The organism is Solihabitans fulvus (assembly GCF_008386585.1).
GTDB classification, from domain to species: domain Bacteria; phylum Actinomycetota; class Actinomycetes; order Mycobacteriales; family Pseudonocardiaceae; genus Solihabitans; species Solihabitans fulvus.
In genome coordinates, this window is record NZ_VUOB01000001.1 from 17,589 (window position 1) to 32,611 (window position 15,023).

General features: G+C 69.3%; 19 protein-coding genes. 12 read left to right on the plus strand and 7 right to left on the minus strand.

Annotation, left to right across the window (positions count from 1 at the left end):
• Positions 1–25: 25 nt before the first annotated feature.
• A complete protein-coding gene (groL, locus tag F0L68_RS00105; RefSeq protein ID WP_149847287.1) occupies positions 26–1,645 on the minus strand; it encodes a chaperonin GroEL in 1,620 nt (539 codons plus the stop codon).
• 186 nt (positions 1,646–1,831) lie between these two features.
• On the opposite strand from groL, the gene F0L68_RS00110 reads away from it, so the two are divergent.
• From F0L68_RS00110 to F0L68_RS42055, 9 genes are all read left to right on the plus strand, one after another.
• On the plus strand, positions 1,832–2,464 hold the full coding sequence (locus tag F0L68_RS00110) for a TetR/AcrR family transcriptional regulator (RefSeq protein ID WP_149847288.1): 633 nt from the start codon (positions 1,832–1,834) through the stop codon (positions 2,462–2,464).
• A gap of 238 nt (positions 2,465–2,702) precedes the next feature.
• Positions 2,703–3,329 carry an FMN-dependent NADH-azoreductase gene (locus F0L68_RS00115; RefSeq protein ID WP_149847289.1) on the plus strand — a complete coding sequence of 209 codons (627 nt, stop codon included), beginning with the start codon at positions 2,703–2,705 and terminating at the stop codon, positions 3,327–3,329.
• Positions 3,330–3,369: 40 nt separating this feature from the next.
• Entirely contained in the window at positions 3,370–3,867 is a 498-nt protein-coding gene (locus F0L68_RS00120) for a pyridoxamine 5'-phosphate oxidase family protein (protein WP_149847290.1), read from the plus strand.
• On the plus strand, positions 3,864–4,559 hold the full coding sequence (locus F0L68_RS00125) for a DsbA family oxidoreductase (RefSeq protein WP_188316304.1): 696 nt from the start codon (positions 3,864–3,866) through the stop codon (positions 4,557–4,559). Before F0L68_RS00120 ends, F0L68_RS00125 begins: the two co-directional genes overlap by 4 nt.
• Complete coding sequence (locus tag F0L68_RS00130; protein ID WP_149847291.1) at positions 4,556–5,182, plus strand: MBL fold metallo-hydrolase; 627 nt, start codon at positions 4,556–4,558, stop codon at positions 5,180–5,182. Before F0L68_RS00125 ends, F0L68_RS00130 begins: the two co-directional genes overlap by 4 nt.
• A 248-nt stretch (positions 5,183–5,430) precedes the next feature.
• Positions 5,431–6,078, plus strand: coding sequence for a helix-turn-helix domain-containing protein (locus F0L68_RS00135; RefSeq protein ID WP_188316305.1), 648 nt, complete (start codon positions 5,431–5,433; stop codon positions 6,076–6,078).
• Positions 6,075–6,869: a hypothetical protein gene (locus F0L68_RS00140; RefSeq protein ID WP_149847293.1), complete on the plus strand. Its 795-nt coding sequence runs from the start codon at positions 6,075–6,077 to the stop codon at positions 6,867–6,869. The genes F0L68_RS00135 and F0L68_RS00140 overlap by 4 nt, the downstream gene beginning before the upstream one ends.
• Positions 6,866–9,010 carry an ACT domain-containing protein gene (locus F0L68_RS00145; RefSeq protein ID WP_149847294.1) on the plus strand — a complete coding sequence of 715 codons (2,145 nt, stop codon included), beginning with the start codon at positions 6,866–6,868 and terminating at the stop codon, positions 9,008–9,010. Before F0L68_RS00140 ends, F0L68_RS00145 begins: the two co-directional genes overlap by 4 nt.
• 223 nt (positions 9,011–9,233) lie before the next feature.
• Complete coding sequence (locus F0L68_RS42055; protein WP_188316306.1) at positions 9,234–9,386, plus strand: hypothetical protein; 153 nt, start codon at positions 9,234–9,236, stop codon at positions 9,384–9,386.
• A gap of 62 nt (positions 9,387–9,448) precedes the next feature.
• On the opposite strand, the gene F0L68_RS00150 is transcribed toward F0L68_RS42055, so the two are convergent.
• The gene (locus tag F0L68_RS00150) at positions 9,449–9,643 is read right to left on the minus strand and encodes a DUF397 domain-containing protein (RefSeq protein WP_149847506.1); all 195 of its coding nucleotides are present in this window, start codon (positions 9,641–9,643) and stop codon (positions 9,449–9,451) included.
• A gap of 20 nt (positions 9,644–9,663) precedes the next feature.
• A complete protein-coding gene (locus tag F0L68_RS00155; RefSeq protein WP_149847295.1) occupies positions 9,664–10,521 on the minus strand; it encodes a helix-turn-helix domain-containing protein in 858 nt (285 codons plus the stop codon).
• A gap of 333 nt (positions 10,522–10,854) precedes the next feature.
• Between F0L68_RS00155 and F0L68_RS00160 the strand changes: the two genes are divergently transcribed.
• The 3 genes from F0L68_RS00160 to F0L68_RS00165 are packed head-to-tail and all read left to right on the plus strand — an operon-like array spanning position 10,855 to position 11,620.
• A complete protein-coding gene (locus F0L68_RS00160; protein ID WP_149847296.1) occupies positions 10,855–11,052 on the plus strand; it encodes a hypothetical protein in 198 nt (65 codons plus the stop codon).
• A 59-nt stretch (positions 11,053–11,111) separates the two neighbouring features.
• Positions 11,112–11,288, plus strand: a complete 177-nt coding sequence (locus F0L68_RS42060) for a hypothetical protein (RefSeq protein ID WP_188316307.1) — start codon at positions 11,112–11,114, stop codon at positions 11,286–11,288.
• Positions 11,289–11,329: 41 nt separating this feature from the next.
• Positions 11,330–11,620 (plus strand): hypothetical protein, encoded by a 291-nt coding sequence (locus F0L68_RS00165; protein WP_149847297.1) that lies wholly within the window; start codon positions 11,330–11,332, stop codon positions 11,618–11,620.
• 15 nt (positions 11,621–11,635) lie between these two features.
• Here the strand turns inward: F0L68_RS00165 and F0L68_RS00170 are convergent, their stop codons facing one another.
• From F0L68_RS00170 to F0L68_RS00185, 4 genes are all read right to left on the minus strand, one after another.
• Positions 11,636–12,415: an ESX secretion-associated protein EspG gene (locus F0L68_RS00170; RefSeq protein ID WP_188316308.1), complete on the minus strand. Its 780-nt coding sequence runs from the start codon at positions 12,413–12,415 to the stop codon at positions 11,636–11,638.
• A gap of 96 nt (positions 12,416–12,511) precedes the next feature.
• Complete coding sequence (locus F0L68_RS00175) at positions 12,512–13,801, minus strand: hypothetical protein (protein WP_149847299.1); 1,290 nt, start codon at positions 13,799–13,801, stop codon at positions 12,512–12,514.
• Positions 13,801–14,409: a DUF3558 domain-containing protein gene (locus F0L68_RS00180; protein WP_188316309.1), complete on the minus strand. Its 609-nt coding sequence runs from the start codon at positions 14,407–14,409 to the stop codon at positions 13,801–13,803. Before F0L68_RS00180 ends, F0L68_RS00175 begins: the two co-directional genes overlap by 1 nt.
• 2 nt (positions 14,410–14,411) lie before the next feature.
• Entirely contained in the window at positions 14,412–14,867 is a 456-nt protein-coding gene (locus tag F0L68_RS00185; protein WP_149847301.1) for a PE domain-containing protein, read from the minus strand.
• Positions 14,868–15,023 lie beyond the last annotated feature (156 nt).

The following is a 15,023-nucleotide window of genomic DNA, read 5'->3' on the forward strand; positions in this document are numbered from 1 at the left end:
GAGCCGGGTCGCACGCTCGGCCGGCTCAGAAGTCCATGCCGCCGGTCGGATCGCCGGCCGGAGCCGGGTTGCGTTCCGGCCTGTCGGCGACGACGGCCTCGGTGGTGAGGAACAGGGCCGCGATGGAGGCGGCGTTCTGCAACGCCGACCGGGTGACCTTGGCCGGGTCGATGATCCCCGCCGCGATCAGGTCGACGTACTGGCCGGTGGCGGCGTCGAGGCCGTGACCGGCCGGCAGGCCGCGAACCCGGTCCGCGACGACGCCGCCCTCGTGGCCCGCGTTGACGGCGATCTGCTTGAGCGGCGCGGCCAGTGCGACCGCGACGATGTTCGCGCCGACGGCTTCGTCGCCGGTCAGGCCGAGGCTCTCGGGCAGGCCTGCGCCCGCCTGGACCAGCGCCGCGCCGCCGCCGGCGACCAGGCCCTCCTCGACGGCGGCCCTGGCGTTGCGCACGGCGTCCTCGATGCGGTGCTTGCGTTCCTTGAGTTCTACCTCGGTGGCGGCCCCTGCCTTGATCACCGCGACGCCGCCGGCGAGCTTGGCCAATCGCTCCTGAAGCTTCTCGCGGTCGTAGTCGGAGTCGCTCCGCTCGATCTCGCTGCGGAGCTGGTTGACCCGACCCGCGATTCGGTCGGCCTCGCCACCGCCGTCGACGATGGTGGTCTCGTCCTTGGTCACGACGATCTTGCGCGCGCTGCCGAGCAGCGGCAGGTCGACGTTCTCCAGCCTGAGGCCCACCTTCTCCGAGATCAGCTCGCCGCCGGTGAGGATCGCCAGGTCGGTCAGCATCGCCTCGCGACGGTCGCCGAAGCCGGGCGCCTTGACCGCAACGGACCTGAAGGTGCCCTTGAGCTTGTTGAGGATCAGCGTGGCCAGCGCCTCGCCCTCGACGTCCTCCGCGATGATCGCGAGCGGCCGGCCGGTCTGCATCACCTTCTCCAGCACCGGAAGCAGGTCCTTGACCGCCGCGATCCTGGACGCCACGAACAGCAGGTACGGGTCGTCGAGGACGGTCTCCATCCGCTCGGTGTCGGTCGCGAAGTGCGGCGCCAGATAGCCCTTGTCGAACCGCATGCCCTCGGTGAGTTCGAGCTCCAACCCGAAGGTCTGGCTCTCCTCGACCGTGATCACGCCCTCCTTGCCGACCTTGTCCATCGCCTCGGCGATGAGCTCGCCGATCGCGGGGTCGGCGGCGGAGATGGAGGCCGTCGCGGCGATCTGCTCCCTGGTCTCGACCTCCCGCGCCGTCTCGCGCAGCCGTTGCGTGACGGCCTCGACGGCCTTGTCGATGCCGCGCTTGAGCGCGATCGGGTTGGCGCCGGCGGCCACGTTGCGCAGGCCCTCGCGGACCAGCGCCTGGGCGAGCACGGTGGCGGTGGTGGTGCCGTCACCAGCGACGTCGTCGGTCTTCTTGGCGACCTCCTTGACCAGCTCGGCCCCGATCTTCTCCCACGGGTCCTCCAGGTCGATCTCCTTGGCGATGGACACGCCGTCGTTGGTGATGGTCGGCGCGCCCCACTTCTGTGCCAGCACGACGTTGCGGCCGCGCGGGCCGAGCGTCACCTTGACGGCGTCGGCGAGCGCGTTCATGCCGCGCTCGAGCCCTCGGCGGGCGTCCTCGTCGAACGCGATCATCTTCGACATTGCGTTGTCGTCCTCTCCCTGCGTGCCGGGGTGGTCGGCGGCGGCGCCCGCGACGGCTGGATCTCAAGTCCCACCGACGCCGACCACCGGGTTGGCACTCTCATGCCTCAAGTGCCAACCGAAGAGTACACAAAAGTGCGTGCGCGCAAAAATGCGCGCGCGCAACATCGGCTGTAGAGTGGCCCCATGAACACGAACGAGAGCGGCGGGCTACGCGAGCGCAAGAAGGTCGCCACGCGCGAGTCACTCAGCGCGGCGGCGTTGCGCCTCGCCCTGGAGCACGGCCCGGAGAACGTGCGGGTCGACGACATCGCCGAGGCCGCCGGGGTGTCACCACGGACCTACAACAACTACTTCTCCAGCCGGGAGCAGGCGATCGTGGCCGCGATCGCGGCGGAGCGCGCGCTCCGGGTCGGTGCGGCCCTGCGCGCCCGGCCGGCCGACGAACCGCTGGCCGAGGCGGTCATCGAGGCGGTGGTCGAGCAGTACGGCGCGGGCAGCGAGCCGACCGGTGACGCGCTCATGCTGATCACCTCGACACCAGGGTTACGTGCCGAGTTCGTGGACACCGTCGCCGGGATCGAACAGCCGCTCGCAGCGGCCATCGCGGCCCGCACCGGCAGCGACGACGAACTCGGGATCGCCGTGCTCGCGGCCGCGGTGTCGGCCGCCGCGCGCGTTGCCGTCGCGCGCTGGGTGCGCCCGGCACAGGACACGCAGCCCATGGGTCTCGTCGTGGTGTCCAGCAGACCGCTGGCCGATCTCCTACGAGAGGCGCTCGCACACCTGACCCCCGCCCTGACGTTCCCTACGAGGTAGCCGCTCAACTCGCGACCGCCCTGACGTTCCCCAGGAGGTAACCGCTCAACTCACGACCGCCCCAACTCACGCGCAGGGTCACGCGCAGGGCCACGCGCCGCCCACCCACGTCGACGTCGCATGTGAGCCCGCTCATGGTCGCCGACAAACGGACCGCAGTCCGTTACAGTGAAACGGACCACGGTCCGATTCGTGGTCGGCAGCTCCAGACCAACACACCCAGACGGAGGCCCACGCCGTGAGCGACCTGTTGCACATCTCCGCGTCACCCCGAGGCGAGGCCTCGGAGTCCCTGTCCATCGCCAGGACCTTCCTGGACACCTACCGAACGGCACACCCCGAGGACACCGTCGACACCTTCGACCTGTGGGACGGCACGCTGCCCGAGTTCGGACCGGCCGCGGCCGAGGCCAAGATGGCCGTCTTCGCCGGCCAGACCCCCGAGGGCGCGGCCGCGCGGGCCTGGGACGCCGCCCGCCGGACCTTCGAGCGCTACGCCGAGGCCGACCGGTACCTGTTCAGCGTCCCCATGTGGAACGCCGGCGTGCCCTACATCCTCAAGCAGTTCATCGACGTGGTGAGCCAGCCCGGCATGGTGTTCGGCTTCGACCCCGAGCGCGGCTACTCCGGTCTGCTGCGCGGCAAGAAGGTCGCCGTGATCTACACCAGCGCGGTGTACGGGGACGGCCGGGACCTCGCGTTCGGCGCGGACTTCCAGCGCACCTTCTTCGACGACTGGCTGCGCTGGACCGGGATCGACGACATCACCGAGATCCACTTCCGCCCCAACCTGGCCACCGCGACCGCCGACGAGGGCAGGCGCGCGGCGCACGCGCTCGCCGTCGACGTGGCCAAGAACTTCTGATACACCAAGGAGAATCGCTTACCGAACCGGAGGAACCACCATGCCCCAACGTGAACCGATCGCCTTCGCGGACGGCCTGCGGCTGGTCGCCGAACTCGCCGAGCCCGAGCACTGGCTCGCGGTGCTGGTGACCCAGCGGCCCTCGGGCGAACCGTCGACGTCGGTGGTGAACGTCGGCATCGTGCCGCACCCCGCCACCGGCGATCCCGTGCTCGCGTTCGTGGCCAGGGGCGCCACCGCGAAGCTCACCAACCTCCGGCGCAAGCCCCGCGCGACGCTCGTGTTCCGCGCGGGATGGGAGTGGGTCGCCGTGTCCGGGCCGACCGAGTTGGCCGGCCCGGACGACGCGCTGCCCGGCGTGTCCCTCGACGGCCTGCCCGGGCTGCTGCGCGACATCTACCTGGCCGCCGGCGGCGAGCACCCCGATCTCGACGAGTACGACCGGATCATGGCCACCGAGCGCCGCACCGCCGTGCTGCTCACCCCGGAACGTTTCACCACCAACCCGCTGGGCACCGACCACGAGGAACCTCAGTGACGACAACGGAAATCCAGCGTCCCGCCGTGCTGGCCGGGACGATTCAACTCTGGTCCGACCTGCTCTGCCCGTTCGCGCACGTCGCGATCCACCGGCTCGTCACCGCGCGGCGGCGGCTCGGGCTGGACGGCCGAGTGACCCTGGATCACCACACGTTCCCGCTCGAACTGTTCAACGGCCCGCATCCCCGGCCGGGCACCGACACCGAGGCCGTCGGGCTCGGGCAGATCGAGCCCGCGGCGGGCTTTCGGGTGTGGACGCAGCCGGACTGGCTGTACCCGTCGACGGTGCTGCTCGCCGCCGAGGCCGTGCACGCCGCCAAGGCGCAGGGGCTCGGCGCGGCCGAGGAGCTGGACCGGGCGCTGCGCGCGGCGTTCTGGGTCGAATCGCGGTCCATTGCGCACCGCAAGGTGATCCTCGACGTCGCCGGCGAGACCGGCGCGGTCGACGTGACCGAGCTGGCCGCGGCGCTGGACTCGGGCTGGCACCGGGCGGACGTGATGGCCGACTATGCCGTCGCGAGCACCAGCGCCGTCAACGGCAGCCCGCACCTGTTCCTGCCCGACGGCACCGGCGAGCACAATCCCGGCCTGACCGTGCACTGGGAGGGGCCGTGGGCGTCCGGCTACCCGATCGTCGACGAGGACGACTCGGGCTGGGCCGAGACGCTCGTGGAGCGTGCCGCCGCATGACGGCAGTCGCGCCGCAGCGGGTCGTGGTGGGCTCGCTGGACACGAACTGCTGGATCGTGCGGGCCGAGGGGGCGCGGCAGGCGCTGCTGGTCGACCCCGGCGACGAGGCCGAGCGGGTGCTCGCCGCCGTGGCCGGCCTCGACGTCACCGCGATCGTGCTGACCCACACGCACTACGACCACGTGCTCGGCGTGGCGCCGGTCGCGGCGGCCCTCGGCGTGCCGGTGCTCGGGCACGCCGAGGAGGAGGCCGTGTGGCGGCACGAGCTGGCGCACCTAGCCGAGCACGGCCACTTCGACGCCGGCACGGCGACGGACGAGCTGCTGGCCGAGGGCAGACCACCGCGCCCGACCGCGGAGCTGTGGTCCGGGGACCTGGACGGCCACCTCACGGACGGCCAGGTCCTCCAGGTCGGTCCGCTGCGGGTCGAGGTGCTGCACACCCCGGGCCACACGCCGGGCGGTGTCAGCCTCTCGGCAGACGGCCACGTGTTCACCGGCGACACCCTGTTCCCCGGCGGCTCTAAACGGTTAACAAGCTCGAAGGACCTCACCGGTCTCGGTGAGCTGAGGATTCCCCGAACGGGGCCGCCTGAGACATCAGGTGGCCCCGTCTCGCTGTAGGGCAGCAAGACGGGGCCTCGACGGACAGGAGGGTCCGCCGTGGCACCAAATCCTGCCAGCACCGAGAACTCGAACGAACGCACCCCGATCGACTTCACCCGGTTGACTCCAGCTCAGGCGGACGGCCTGGCGTGCGTGGTCTGTGGCGCCGACTACCTCACGGTCCGCGTCCCTCACCGGCCCATTGGCCGATCGGCAACCGGCAGCCAGGTGTTCGTCTGCTCCCCGACGTGCTCCGGCGGTGGCGCGTGAGCGTCGAGTGCATCGTATGGGCGCTGCGCGACGCCCCGATCCCCCGCGACCGCCGGGACGCCCCGTCCCTGGCCCTCACCCTCGTCGGCCTGGCCAACCACGCCAGCCCGGACGGCACCGACGCCTTCCCGGCCGTGTCCACCTTGATGAGGTACACGCGACTGTCGGAGTCGACCGTGCGCCGCGCCCTGGACACCCTGCACGAGTTGGGCTTGATCACCCCGTCCGACCCCGCCGTGATCGTCGCGAAGATCAAGCGCGCCGACCGCCGGCCGCAGGGCTGGAACCTCGCTGTCCACAAGCGTTATCCACAGAACGACGACCGGGTGTCACCACGACACCCCGCCGACCAGCACGGGGTGTCAACTCCCTCCGACGGGGTGTCAACTCGCACCGAACGGGGTGTCACGGTGACACCCGAAACGTCCTTGAACCGTCCAGAGAACCGTCCTTCGCGCGAGCGCGCCCCCAAGGGCGCTCGCACGGCCGGAATGCCACCGGTGTGCGGACGGTGCGACGCCCGCGAGTCCGACCCGATCACCGCCCGAGTCATCTGGCTGGATGCCGACCACACCCGCTCCCAACGGTGTCCTCGCTGCCACCCACACGCGACGACCGGCACGGTCGGAGGTGGACAGCGATGAGCGCACCGTCGACGGACATCACCGACCAGATCCGACAGGCCATCCAGGCTGCCCGTCAGGCGGGCGAACCCCGTCCCGGACGGCCGGCGTTGATCAAGCTCACCAACGCGACGGACCACCAGGTCCGCAAAGCGCTGGCGACACTGGCGGCCGAGGACATCAGCCTCCCGCCAGAGCCCCACGTCGAGGCCGAGACAACCGAGGAGCCGGGCGGCGACCTGGCGGAGGACACCAGCCTGGCAGCCGAAGATCACCAGCTACCGCCCGCGATCGAGCCGGAGCCGACAACCCTCGCCGAGGTGGCGTCCGGCGAGCACCAGCCGACCGTGCCGAGTCCCAACGGCAGGCTGCCGAGGTCGTGGCCGCTGGTGTTCATCGGATTGGCGGCGGCCGTGGCCATCTGGGGCGGCTGGGTCCGCCTCGGAGAGCTGACCGGGTTCGGCCCGATCAACCTGCTGCCCGGCATCGGACACGGCTTCACCCTGGACACCGCCGTGGTGCTTCCCCTGTCGGTCGAGTTCTACAGCGCCTACGCACTGCGAGTCCTGCTGGCCTCCGATCGTCTATCGGCGAGCACCCGGCGGTTCGCCCGCCGCTCGTTCCTCGCCAGCCTGCTGGTGGGTGGCGGAGCGCAAATCGCCAGCCACGTCATGGCCGCCGCCACCGTCACCAGTGCGCCCTGGCCGGTCACCACGCTGGTGGCCTGCGTGCCACTGCTGGTGATCGGGCTGGCGACCGGGCTGGCGACCCTGGTGAAGCGCGACGCCAGTACTGGCGGTGCGGACCAGTGACGCACCCCAAGCTGAGCGTCGAGGACGCGCCCGGCAAGCTGGTCCCCTTCCCCGGCACGGCCGACGCCCCTCGCTCCGAGGTGTTGACCGGCGAGCTGGTGGACGAAGCCGAGTACCAGCGGACTCGTGCCCGACGGCTGGCCGAGAGCATGGTGTCTCGGCTGCCGGCTGTGTGGCAGACGCCCGAAACCGCACGACAGGCCAGCGCACAGCTCGCAGGGCAACTCGTCGCGCTGCCCGTCCGCTACCCCGGCTCGGTCGGTCGGGGCCTGGCGGTCTCGGCGCGGGCATGGTGGTCGTGGGTCCGGGTCGCGGACTTCTATGCCGCTGCCAGGACCGCCGACCGGCTCGCGGACCGGTGGTTGGAGATCGCCGCGATCCGCAAGCGGCGGGCCTGGTGGTCGCTGACCGCCATCGGCACCGCCGCCAGCGGCTCGCTGGTGACCGACCTCGCGGCCGGCCCGCTGCCGCTCTTGCTCACCGGCGGCGCGGTCTCGGCCGGCTTGGCGCTACTCGGGCGCCGCAAGGACGGAGCTGGTGGCAGGAAGGCCGTCGTTGGTCCTCGAACCCTGGCCTGGGCGATGGACGGTGACCACCTGGTGGAGGCGTTCCGCGACGCCAAGCTCATCGGCAGGGACGAAGGACTCGCCTTCGTTCGACTCCCCAAGCGGGATGGGGCTGGCTGGTATGTCGTGGTCGACCTGCCGCCGTCCCGCCGCGCATCGAATGCGGTGGCGCACCGGGAGGATCTCGCCTCGGCGCTGGCTGTGGATGAGTCCCGGTTGATCATCGAGCGCGTTCGCGGCGACGACGGGCACGCCGGTCGCGTCTCGCTGTGGATCGGGGATTCCGACCCGTATGCGGCGATGCCGGTCGCATCGCCGCTGGCGAGCGCGGAGGCGTGGGACCTGTGGACCGCGCCCCCGTTCGGCTCCACGGCGCGCGGTGGTGTGGTGGCGGTGCCGGTCGTGTGGACCTCGCTACTGGTCGGCGCGATCCCTCGCATGGGCAAGACCTACGTGATGCGGCTGCCGATGACCGCCGCCGCACTCGACCCGCACGTGCGGTTGATCATCGCCGATGGCAAGGGCGGCAAGGACCACCGCCCCTTCGAGCTGGTCGCGCACCGGTTCATCCGCAACACCCGCCCCGAATCGGTGCTGCGGTTGATCGCGGTGCTGGAGGAGGCTGCCGCCGACGTGGAGAACCGGTTCGAGCGACTGTCCGACATGGACGACGAGGTCTGCCCGGAGTCAAAGGTGACCCCGGAGATCACCCGCAACCCCACCTTCGGGATGCCGCTGACGGTGATCGGCATCGATGAGATCCAGAACTACCTGGAGGACGACACTCCACTGGACCTGGACAACCCCAAGAGCAAGAAGCGTGGACAGCGGATCCTGGAGCTGTTGACGTTCATCGCCAAGACCGGTCCGGCCGCCGGCTACTCACTCGTGCTGGCCACGCAGAAGCCTGACAGCGCGGTGATTCCCGACAAGCTCCGCGGCCAGCTCGGCACGCGGTTCGCGCTGAAGGTGATGACCTGGCAAGCATCGGAGACCATCCTCGGCGCGGGCACCTATAAGGCCGGCATGGACGCCTCCAAGCTGCTGAAGTCCCACAAGGGCGTCGGGCTGCTGTTGGGCGCCGACGGCGAGACCGACCTGGACGCCGGAGAGGCCACCGCGGTGCGCACGCACCTGCTGGCCATCAAGGAGATCCGCGTCGCCTGCCACCGAGGCCGGGCGCTGCGCGAAGCCGCGGGCACGCTGAGCGGCGACGCCGCCGGGAATCGCGCCGTCGGCGACCTCCCGCCAGAAGTGGCCGCCCGCATCGCCGACGTGACGGCGGCCGGCGTCGCAGCGGTCGAGGTTGAGGATGCCGTCCTGGCCGAGGACCTGCCCGAGGTGCTGGGCCTGCTGGTCGAGGTGATCGAGGACCACGAAGCCGGCCTGGTCGCCACCTTCGAGCTGGCCGGGCGGATCGGCTGGGAGGCGAAGGCTCTCGGCGAGGCACTGCGCCGGGCCGGCGTACCGGCACCAGTCCCACCACGGCAGCGGATCAACGGCTCCCCGCACCCGGTGTCCGTGGCCGACTTGGATGCCATCCGGGTCGCCGTGATCGGTCATATCGACGGCTGAGGACGCGCTCGGGGGTCTGCACAGGGTGTGCGGACCCCCGGCTCCCTGCCGTGCGGACCTCAACACGTCAGGGGCCTTCGCCGAGCAGCCACAACACCCGTTGGGGTTGTCCCGCCGCCGGCTTGCACACCCAGCGAGATCGGTCCCCACAACACCCTGCAACACACGCTTCAAGGCCGCCGGCATCCCGTCGGGAGGTCCGCACACCATCAAGGAGGATCCTGTGCCACGGTCCACCGTCAGCACGTCCCGCGAGTTCCGGCCGCTGCGCTGGCTCGGCCTCGCCGCCCTGGCCTGCGTGATCTCCTATCTCGTCGGCACGGTCTCAACCACGCCGACCGTCGCACCACAGACGCCTCCAGCCTGCACGCGCTGAAGTCTCTCGCAACTGAGGGGCTGCTCGGGCACCACGCCCGAGCAGCCCCTCAGCCAACAGCACTAACCATCCAGACGGCCAGCCTTGATCGCGGCTAAGAAGCTTCCGAATTTACGATCATCGAACGTCAGCGTCCCCGCCTGGGGTGCCTTGCTGTCGCGGACGGCTGAGCCTGTTGCCAGGCAGGCCAACTCCACACACTCGTTGTTGCCACCGCTGCGGCTGGACTTGCGCCAAGTGACGCCGGACAGGTCCATCGTCGCCACATCTCCCTACCTCATGCCAGGTCTGCGATCGCCGCAGAGATCAACGCGGCCGACTCTGACGCGCTCAGAGCCGCCGCCACGGCTCCATCAAACACGCTCATGAACCCGCTGACCGCGTCCGGGTCCTCGACCCATTCGCCGCCTGCCGGGTGTTCGAGGTAGACGTTGGGCGGATCTTCCGGGTCGGGGAACTCCAAGATCGTGACGGGACCGCTCATCGTGCCGATCGCACCAGCACCGAACGGCAACACCTGAATCGTCACGTTCGGCCACTCACCGAGTTCGAGCAACCGTTGAAGCTGCTCGCGCATGATGTCCGGTCCGCCGATGACACGGCGGATCACCGCCTCGTCGATCACAGCGTGCAGGTGCAGCGGATCACGTCCGGTCAGCAGACGCTGACGGCTGACACGAGCGGCGACAGACTTGTCGACGCCCTCGGGCGCGACGAACTGGTCCGCGGTGTGGACGGCGTGCGAGTACGGCTCGGTCTGGAGCAGACCTGGCACGAGCAGCGGCTGAAGGAAGAGGCCACGCGAGGCTTCGGCTTCCAGCTTGACGTAGGACCGGAACTTGCGCGGAAGCGCGTTGAGGAACTCTGGCTGCTTGCCGCGTTGCGCCGCGTCTTCCCACATGTCCAGCGCACGAGTCCGGATCTCGTCGTCGACCGTGTAGAAGGCGAGCAGGATCTCCAGGTCGCTGTGTTTGATCAGCACCTTGCCGGTCTCGAACCTGCTGACTGTCGCGTCGGAGCAGTGCAATCGCTCCATGACCGCGTCGACGCTGATCTCGCGCTCCTCGCGAAGGCTGCGGAGGAGCTGGCCGAGTCGGCGCTTGCGCTTGGTCGGTCCGCTCTGCGTGGCTGCCACGGCTGCACCTTAGTCGCGGTGATCGTCAGTGCGTAGTCACTCAGACGGTGTATCGACAGTGTGTAATTACACTTTGTACGCTACGTTCCGCTGGCGGGACTGCGCCCCTACCCATCCAGGGGACGTGGCACCGGACAGGCCACGTGCAAACGCGCGCCGCAGTCCCGCTGGCCCAGAACGCGAGTGGCATCGGATGTGGGGACACCAGCCACCCGCGACGCCCGGTGGGGCTGCGGTTCCCGAGTAACCGGGAGGCCGTGGCATCGGACATGCGTGGCTTCCGCGCCCCGCAGCTCCACCGGGCACCCCTGCCGGAAGCATCGGAGCGTCAACGTGGCCAACCCGGCGGACATCATCGCGACCAGCACCGCGGGCCTGTACCTGGTGGCACGGCTCGTGCACGTCAGACGACACGGCTGTCGCCCCGACCCGATCGACCGCGAACTGCTGGCCCAGCGCGAGCGTCGCTGCCGGGTCGTGCTGAACACACAGCCCGCCCTGCGTCGGGACGAACCGTCGGACGTGTTGTGACGGTGGTCAGCCATCTGTACTCGCTGAGTTGGCCGCCTGGCGCGCCGGTCAGGTTCACAGTGCGGGTTCAGGCAGCCGAGATCCTGGCCGTCGTAGGTGTCGACCGCCTCCGGCGCATCGCCGAGTTCCGCGCCGCCAAGTGGCGCGACGTCGCTCTCAACACCGCGTTCAACGCCGGCGCCGTGCGATCGCGGCTGCGGGCCGACGAGTGGCAACGCATCGCCGAGGCGGTATGAGCAACCAACAGGCCGCACGCCGGCCGGATGTGGAGAACAGGATGAGGTTCGATGTGGTGTGCGTACCAGGTTCGGCAGCGTCAGCGAAGTTCCTGCGCTTCGCCGCCGGGAACGTGGGGCTGCGACTGCTGCTCGACCCGGTCGAGGTGACCCTGCACCCCGCGCTCAGCCAGAACGGCGAGCGGGAGCTGGCGATGTTCCTGCGAGAACTGGCCCGCGAGGCAGCAGCGGCGGCAGCCGTTCTGGACCCCGACGGCGAACCCAACAAGCACGTGCTGATGCTGGACGACCAAGCCAATCGCTTCGGTGAATCCGGTCCCGGCGCACCGTGACGGCGTCCGCGAGCGTCACAGTGACCGCTGCACCTCGTGCAGCTCGTTGAGCACCTGACGCGGGCTCGCGGGCGCGACCACGATCCACCTCTCCTTGGCCACGGAACGGCTGACCTGCAACAGCCATCGCCCGTTCACCGTGTCCACATAGGTCACCGGCCGGGCAACCCGGTAGCGGCGGCCCATCTCGTCGCGGCCGGCCGCATAGAGCTGCCCGCTGCCGGTCCGGGGGTAGCTGAGGACTTCCCGCAGCCGCGCCACGTCCGGATGCGCGTCCTGCGCTGATCGGCCCGCCAAGCCCACCCAACTCTCCTCGCCCGCCGTACGGTGCCGGGTGCCGAGGAAGTCGGCCTCGGGGACGTTGAACGACCGGCCCCATCCCCCCGGCACGTCGGGAAGTCGTGCGATCAGCTCCTCGGCCAGATCGCCGGCACGGATCGAGGACACCTGCACCCGGTCCGCGGTGCAATCCCTGACGGCCAACACCGCTTCGTTTCCCGACGCGGCGGCCAGGACGCCCCAGTCGCCGTTGGGTGCGGTGATCAGCCCGTAGCACTCGACCTCGGGACGACCCAACACCGCCACAGCGGACCGGAACTCCTTCCGCAGTCCGCCCGCCTTCACCAAGCCCTGCTCGCCGAGCACAGTCCACGCCCGCTCGTCGATCTCGCGTGCACCGTCTTCGTCGCGCCACACCGCCGCCCCCGACAGCGTGGGGTGCGGCTCGCCCCGATTGTCCCACCGCAAGGCGGTGGTGAGCACCTCCAACGGCAGCTCGACCGGCTCGACCAACATCCCCGCACAACCCCCTGATCCGGCGTTCGCCCCCAGCTCCATCAGCTCATGCCAAGCCCCGGCCACGACGAATGCGGCCGGGGCACCGTGCTGCGCTCAGTCCTCACCCAACACCGGCGGCGCAACCAACGGCAGCTCGCCCACGATGTCGCCGCTGTAGTCGTCGTGGAGGTAGCCGGCCGAGCGGTGCTCCCCGTCCTCGCCGCCCTTGCCGCGCCCCGCCGAGGCCATACCGCCCACGCCCTGCTGTCCCGCCGCGCCACGGGCGCCAGCCGTGCCGGCACCGCCGCGTGCGGCGGCAGCCTCCTCGGCGGCCAGCGCACCGGCCTTCGGGCCGGACCCAAGGCCCTTCTCGGCAAGGTTGCCGGTGCCCGCGCCGATTCCTCCCGGGAGGTTGCCGCGCAAGCCAACGCCGCTGCTCGGCTTGCCGTCGACGCTCAAAGGACCACCGACGACGAAGCGGCCCGGAAGACCGGCAGGGCCGCCGATCACGCCAGGCGTGTTGCTTCCGACGCCTACGTTGGTGCCGAGCCCGGTGCCGGTGTTGCCGCCGACGAGACCTGTGCCGGTTCCCGTCGCTGTCCCGGTCGCGCTGCCCGAGGTGCTGGTGCTCCCCGGCGGGCCGCCGACGTCAGAACTGCCGATAGGCGCGGTGCCGGTGTTGCTGTTGTCGGTGCCGGTGTTCCCGACGACGTTGACAACCTGGTTGCCAGCCGGGGTGTTGATGCCAGGGACGGAGCTCATGCCCGGAGTCGACGTGGCATTGGGCTGCCGGCTCGTCGTGCCGGTGTTGTTGGCCGTCCTGGTGGTCTGTGGCACTCCGTCCCACTGGCCTTGGCCCGGTGGAGTGATCGTCGGGGCCGGCGTCGCCACGCTGACCACCGCCTGGTCGCTACTGAGACCCATGTAGCTGCTGGGCAGCGCGCTTCCACTCTCTGAGCTGGTCTTGACGTAGTTGTCGTAGATCTGGACGTTCTTGTGCGCCTTGTCGTTGTAGTCAGAGATCTGCTTGACCAGATCGGTCTTCCACGGCGTCGCGTCGTTGATCAGGTTGCTCGACGGCGGCGTGTCCGGCACCGGCACGACCTCGTGGTAGGAGTTGAAGAACGTCGTGTGCTGGTTGAGCATCGCTTGGTTGGCCTTGTCCAACTCGCCCTGCGACTGCGCCAGCACCCGAGCCAAGGGCGCCGCGCCCGCCTGCGCCGCCGCAGAGGCATCGCCCTGCCAAGCGCTATCCATCCGCCCGATCAACGCGTTGATCCGGTTCTCCAAGTCGGTGTGCTCCTGCTGCGTCGCGTAGGCAGCCTGCGACGCGTCGGCGACCGTTCCTCCGCCCTGGCCACCCCGGAGCTTCTTGTAGATGTCGGCAGCCGACAAGCTCGCCATCACGAACCTCCCGCCAGAGTCTTGACCACCATGCCTGCGATCTGCTTGGCGGCACTACACGGATCAGATTTCAGCGGTCCATTAGCCGCCTGCACCATGGCATCGAAATTGAGACTGTCACTGACACCCACATCCACATTGCACGTACCGCGACTGCGGTTGTCCGTCACGCCGTAGATGACCGCCGGATATCCGTCAATGTCAGGCAATACAGTAAATAGGTCGAGTGAGCTTCGCTTGCCGTAAAGAGCCGACAGGCCATCCTTGTTTCCGGTGACGAAACCGACGTCGAGGCTGACGCCGCTGTCCAGGTTGCTCCAGTGACAGTTGGGGCCTGTGGCATCTGCCTTCGGATCTCCGGGAGTGGAAAGGCCGAACTGCTGGAGTTGAGCGGACTGAAGCATCGTGCAAGGCGCTGCCTGGAACTTCGACGTGTCCAAAGGCTTGGCGACGTGTGGAGCGCTGGCCGAGGACGAGGTCGGTGAGGACGACGGGCTGTCCGAGCTGTCGGCGGACTGACGAGGAGGCGGCGGCGAGGAAGAACATCCGGCAATTAGCAATCCCGCAGCCGCAATGCCCAAGACGATCGAAGGGGTCCGACGACGCACGTTCAGAGCCTTCCTTCAATGTTCTTGGCTGCATCCGCAGCAGCCTGCTCGGTCTTCTGATAGACATCCATGGCCGATTGAAGCTTCTGAATGTAATTGCTGACGTAGTCCTGCATGTCCTGGTTGAGCTTCAGATAGGCATGGCCAGAATCGTTGGCTAGCTGAGCGAAGCGCTTGCTGGCATCCTCATCACCAGGAGGTTTGACCTGAACCATGCGCTGAGCAGTCCTCGCAACCTTTTGGAGGTCATCGCGGATGCCCTGGAACTCCTTGATGATGCCCGGCATCTCCTCCGGGGAGAACTTGTAGCCCCCGGCACCGCCGCCATTGATCAGCGAGGAGGTCGGCCCGGTCAGGCCGAGCAGGTCGGACATGCTCGTCAACTGCGGACTGCCGTCCTCTGGTGTGGTGAGGTTGTTGACCAGGTTCGACACCTGGTCACCGCCCTGCTCTGCCATCGCCCCTCCCCGAGTTCGCCAACCGGCCCGTACTCGGTGCGTAGCCGGTGGCGAGCTGAGGGTAACAAGGCATGCCAGTGCCCGGAACGGTTCCCAGTGGCCGATAGCCAATCAGTGGCAACTCGATGCAGAACTTGAGTAGTTTCGCCTAACCCA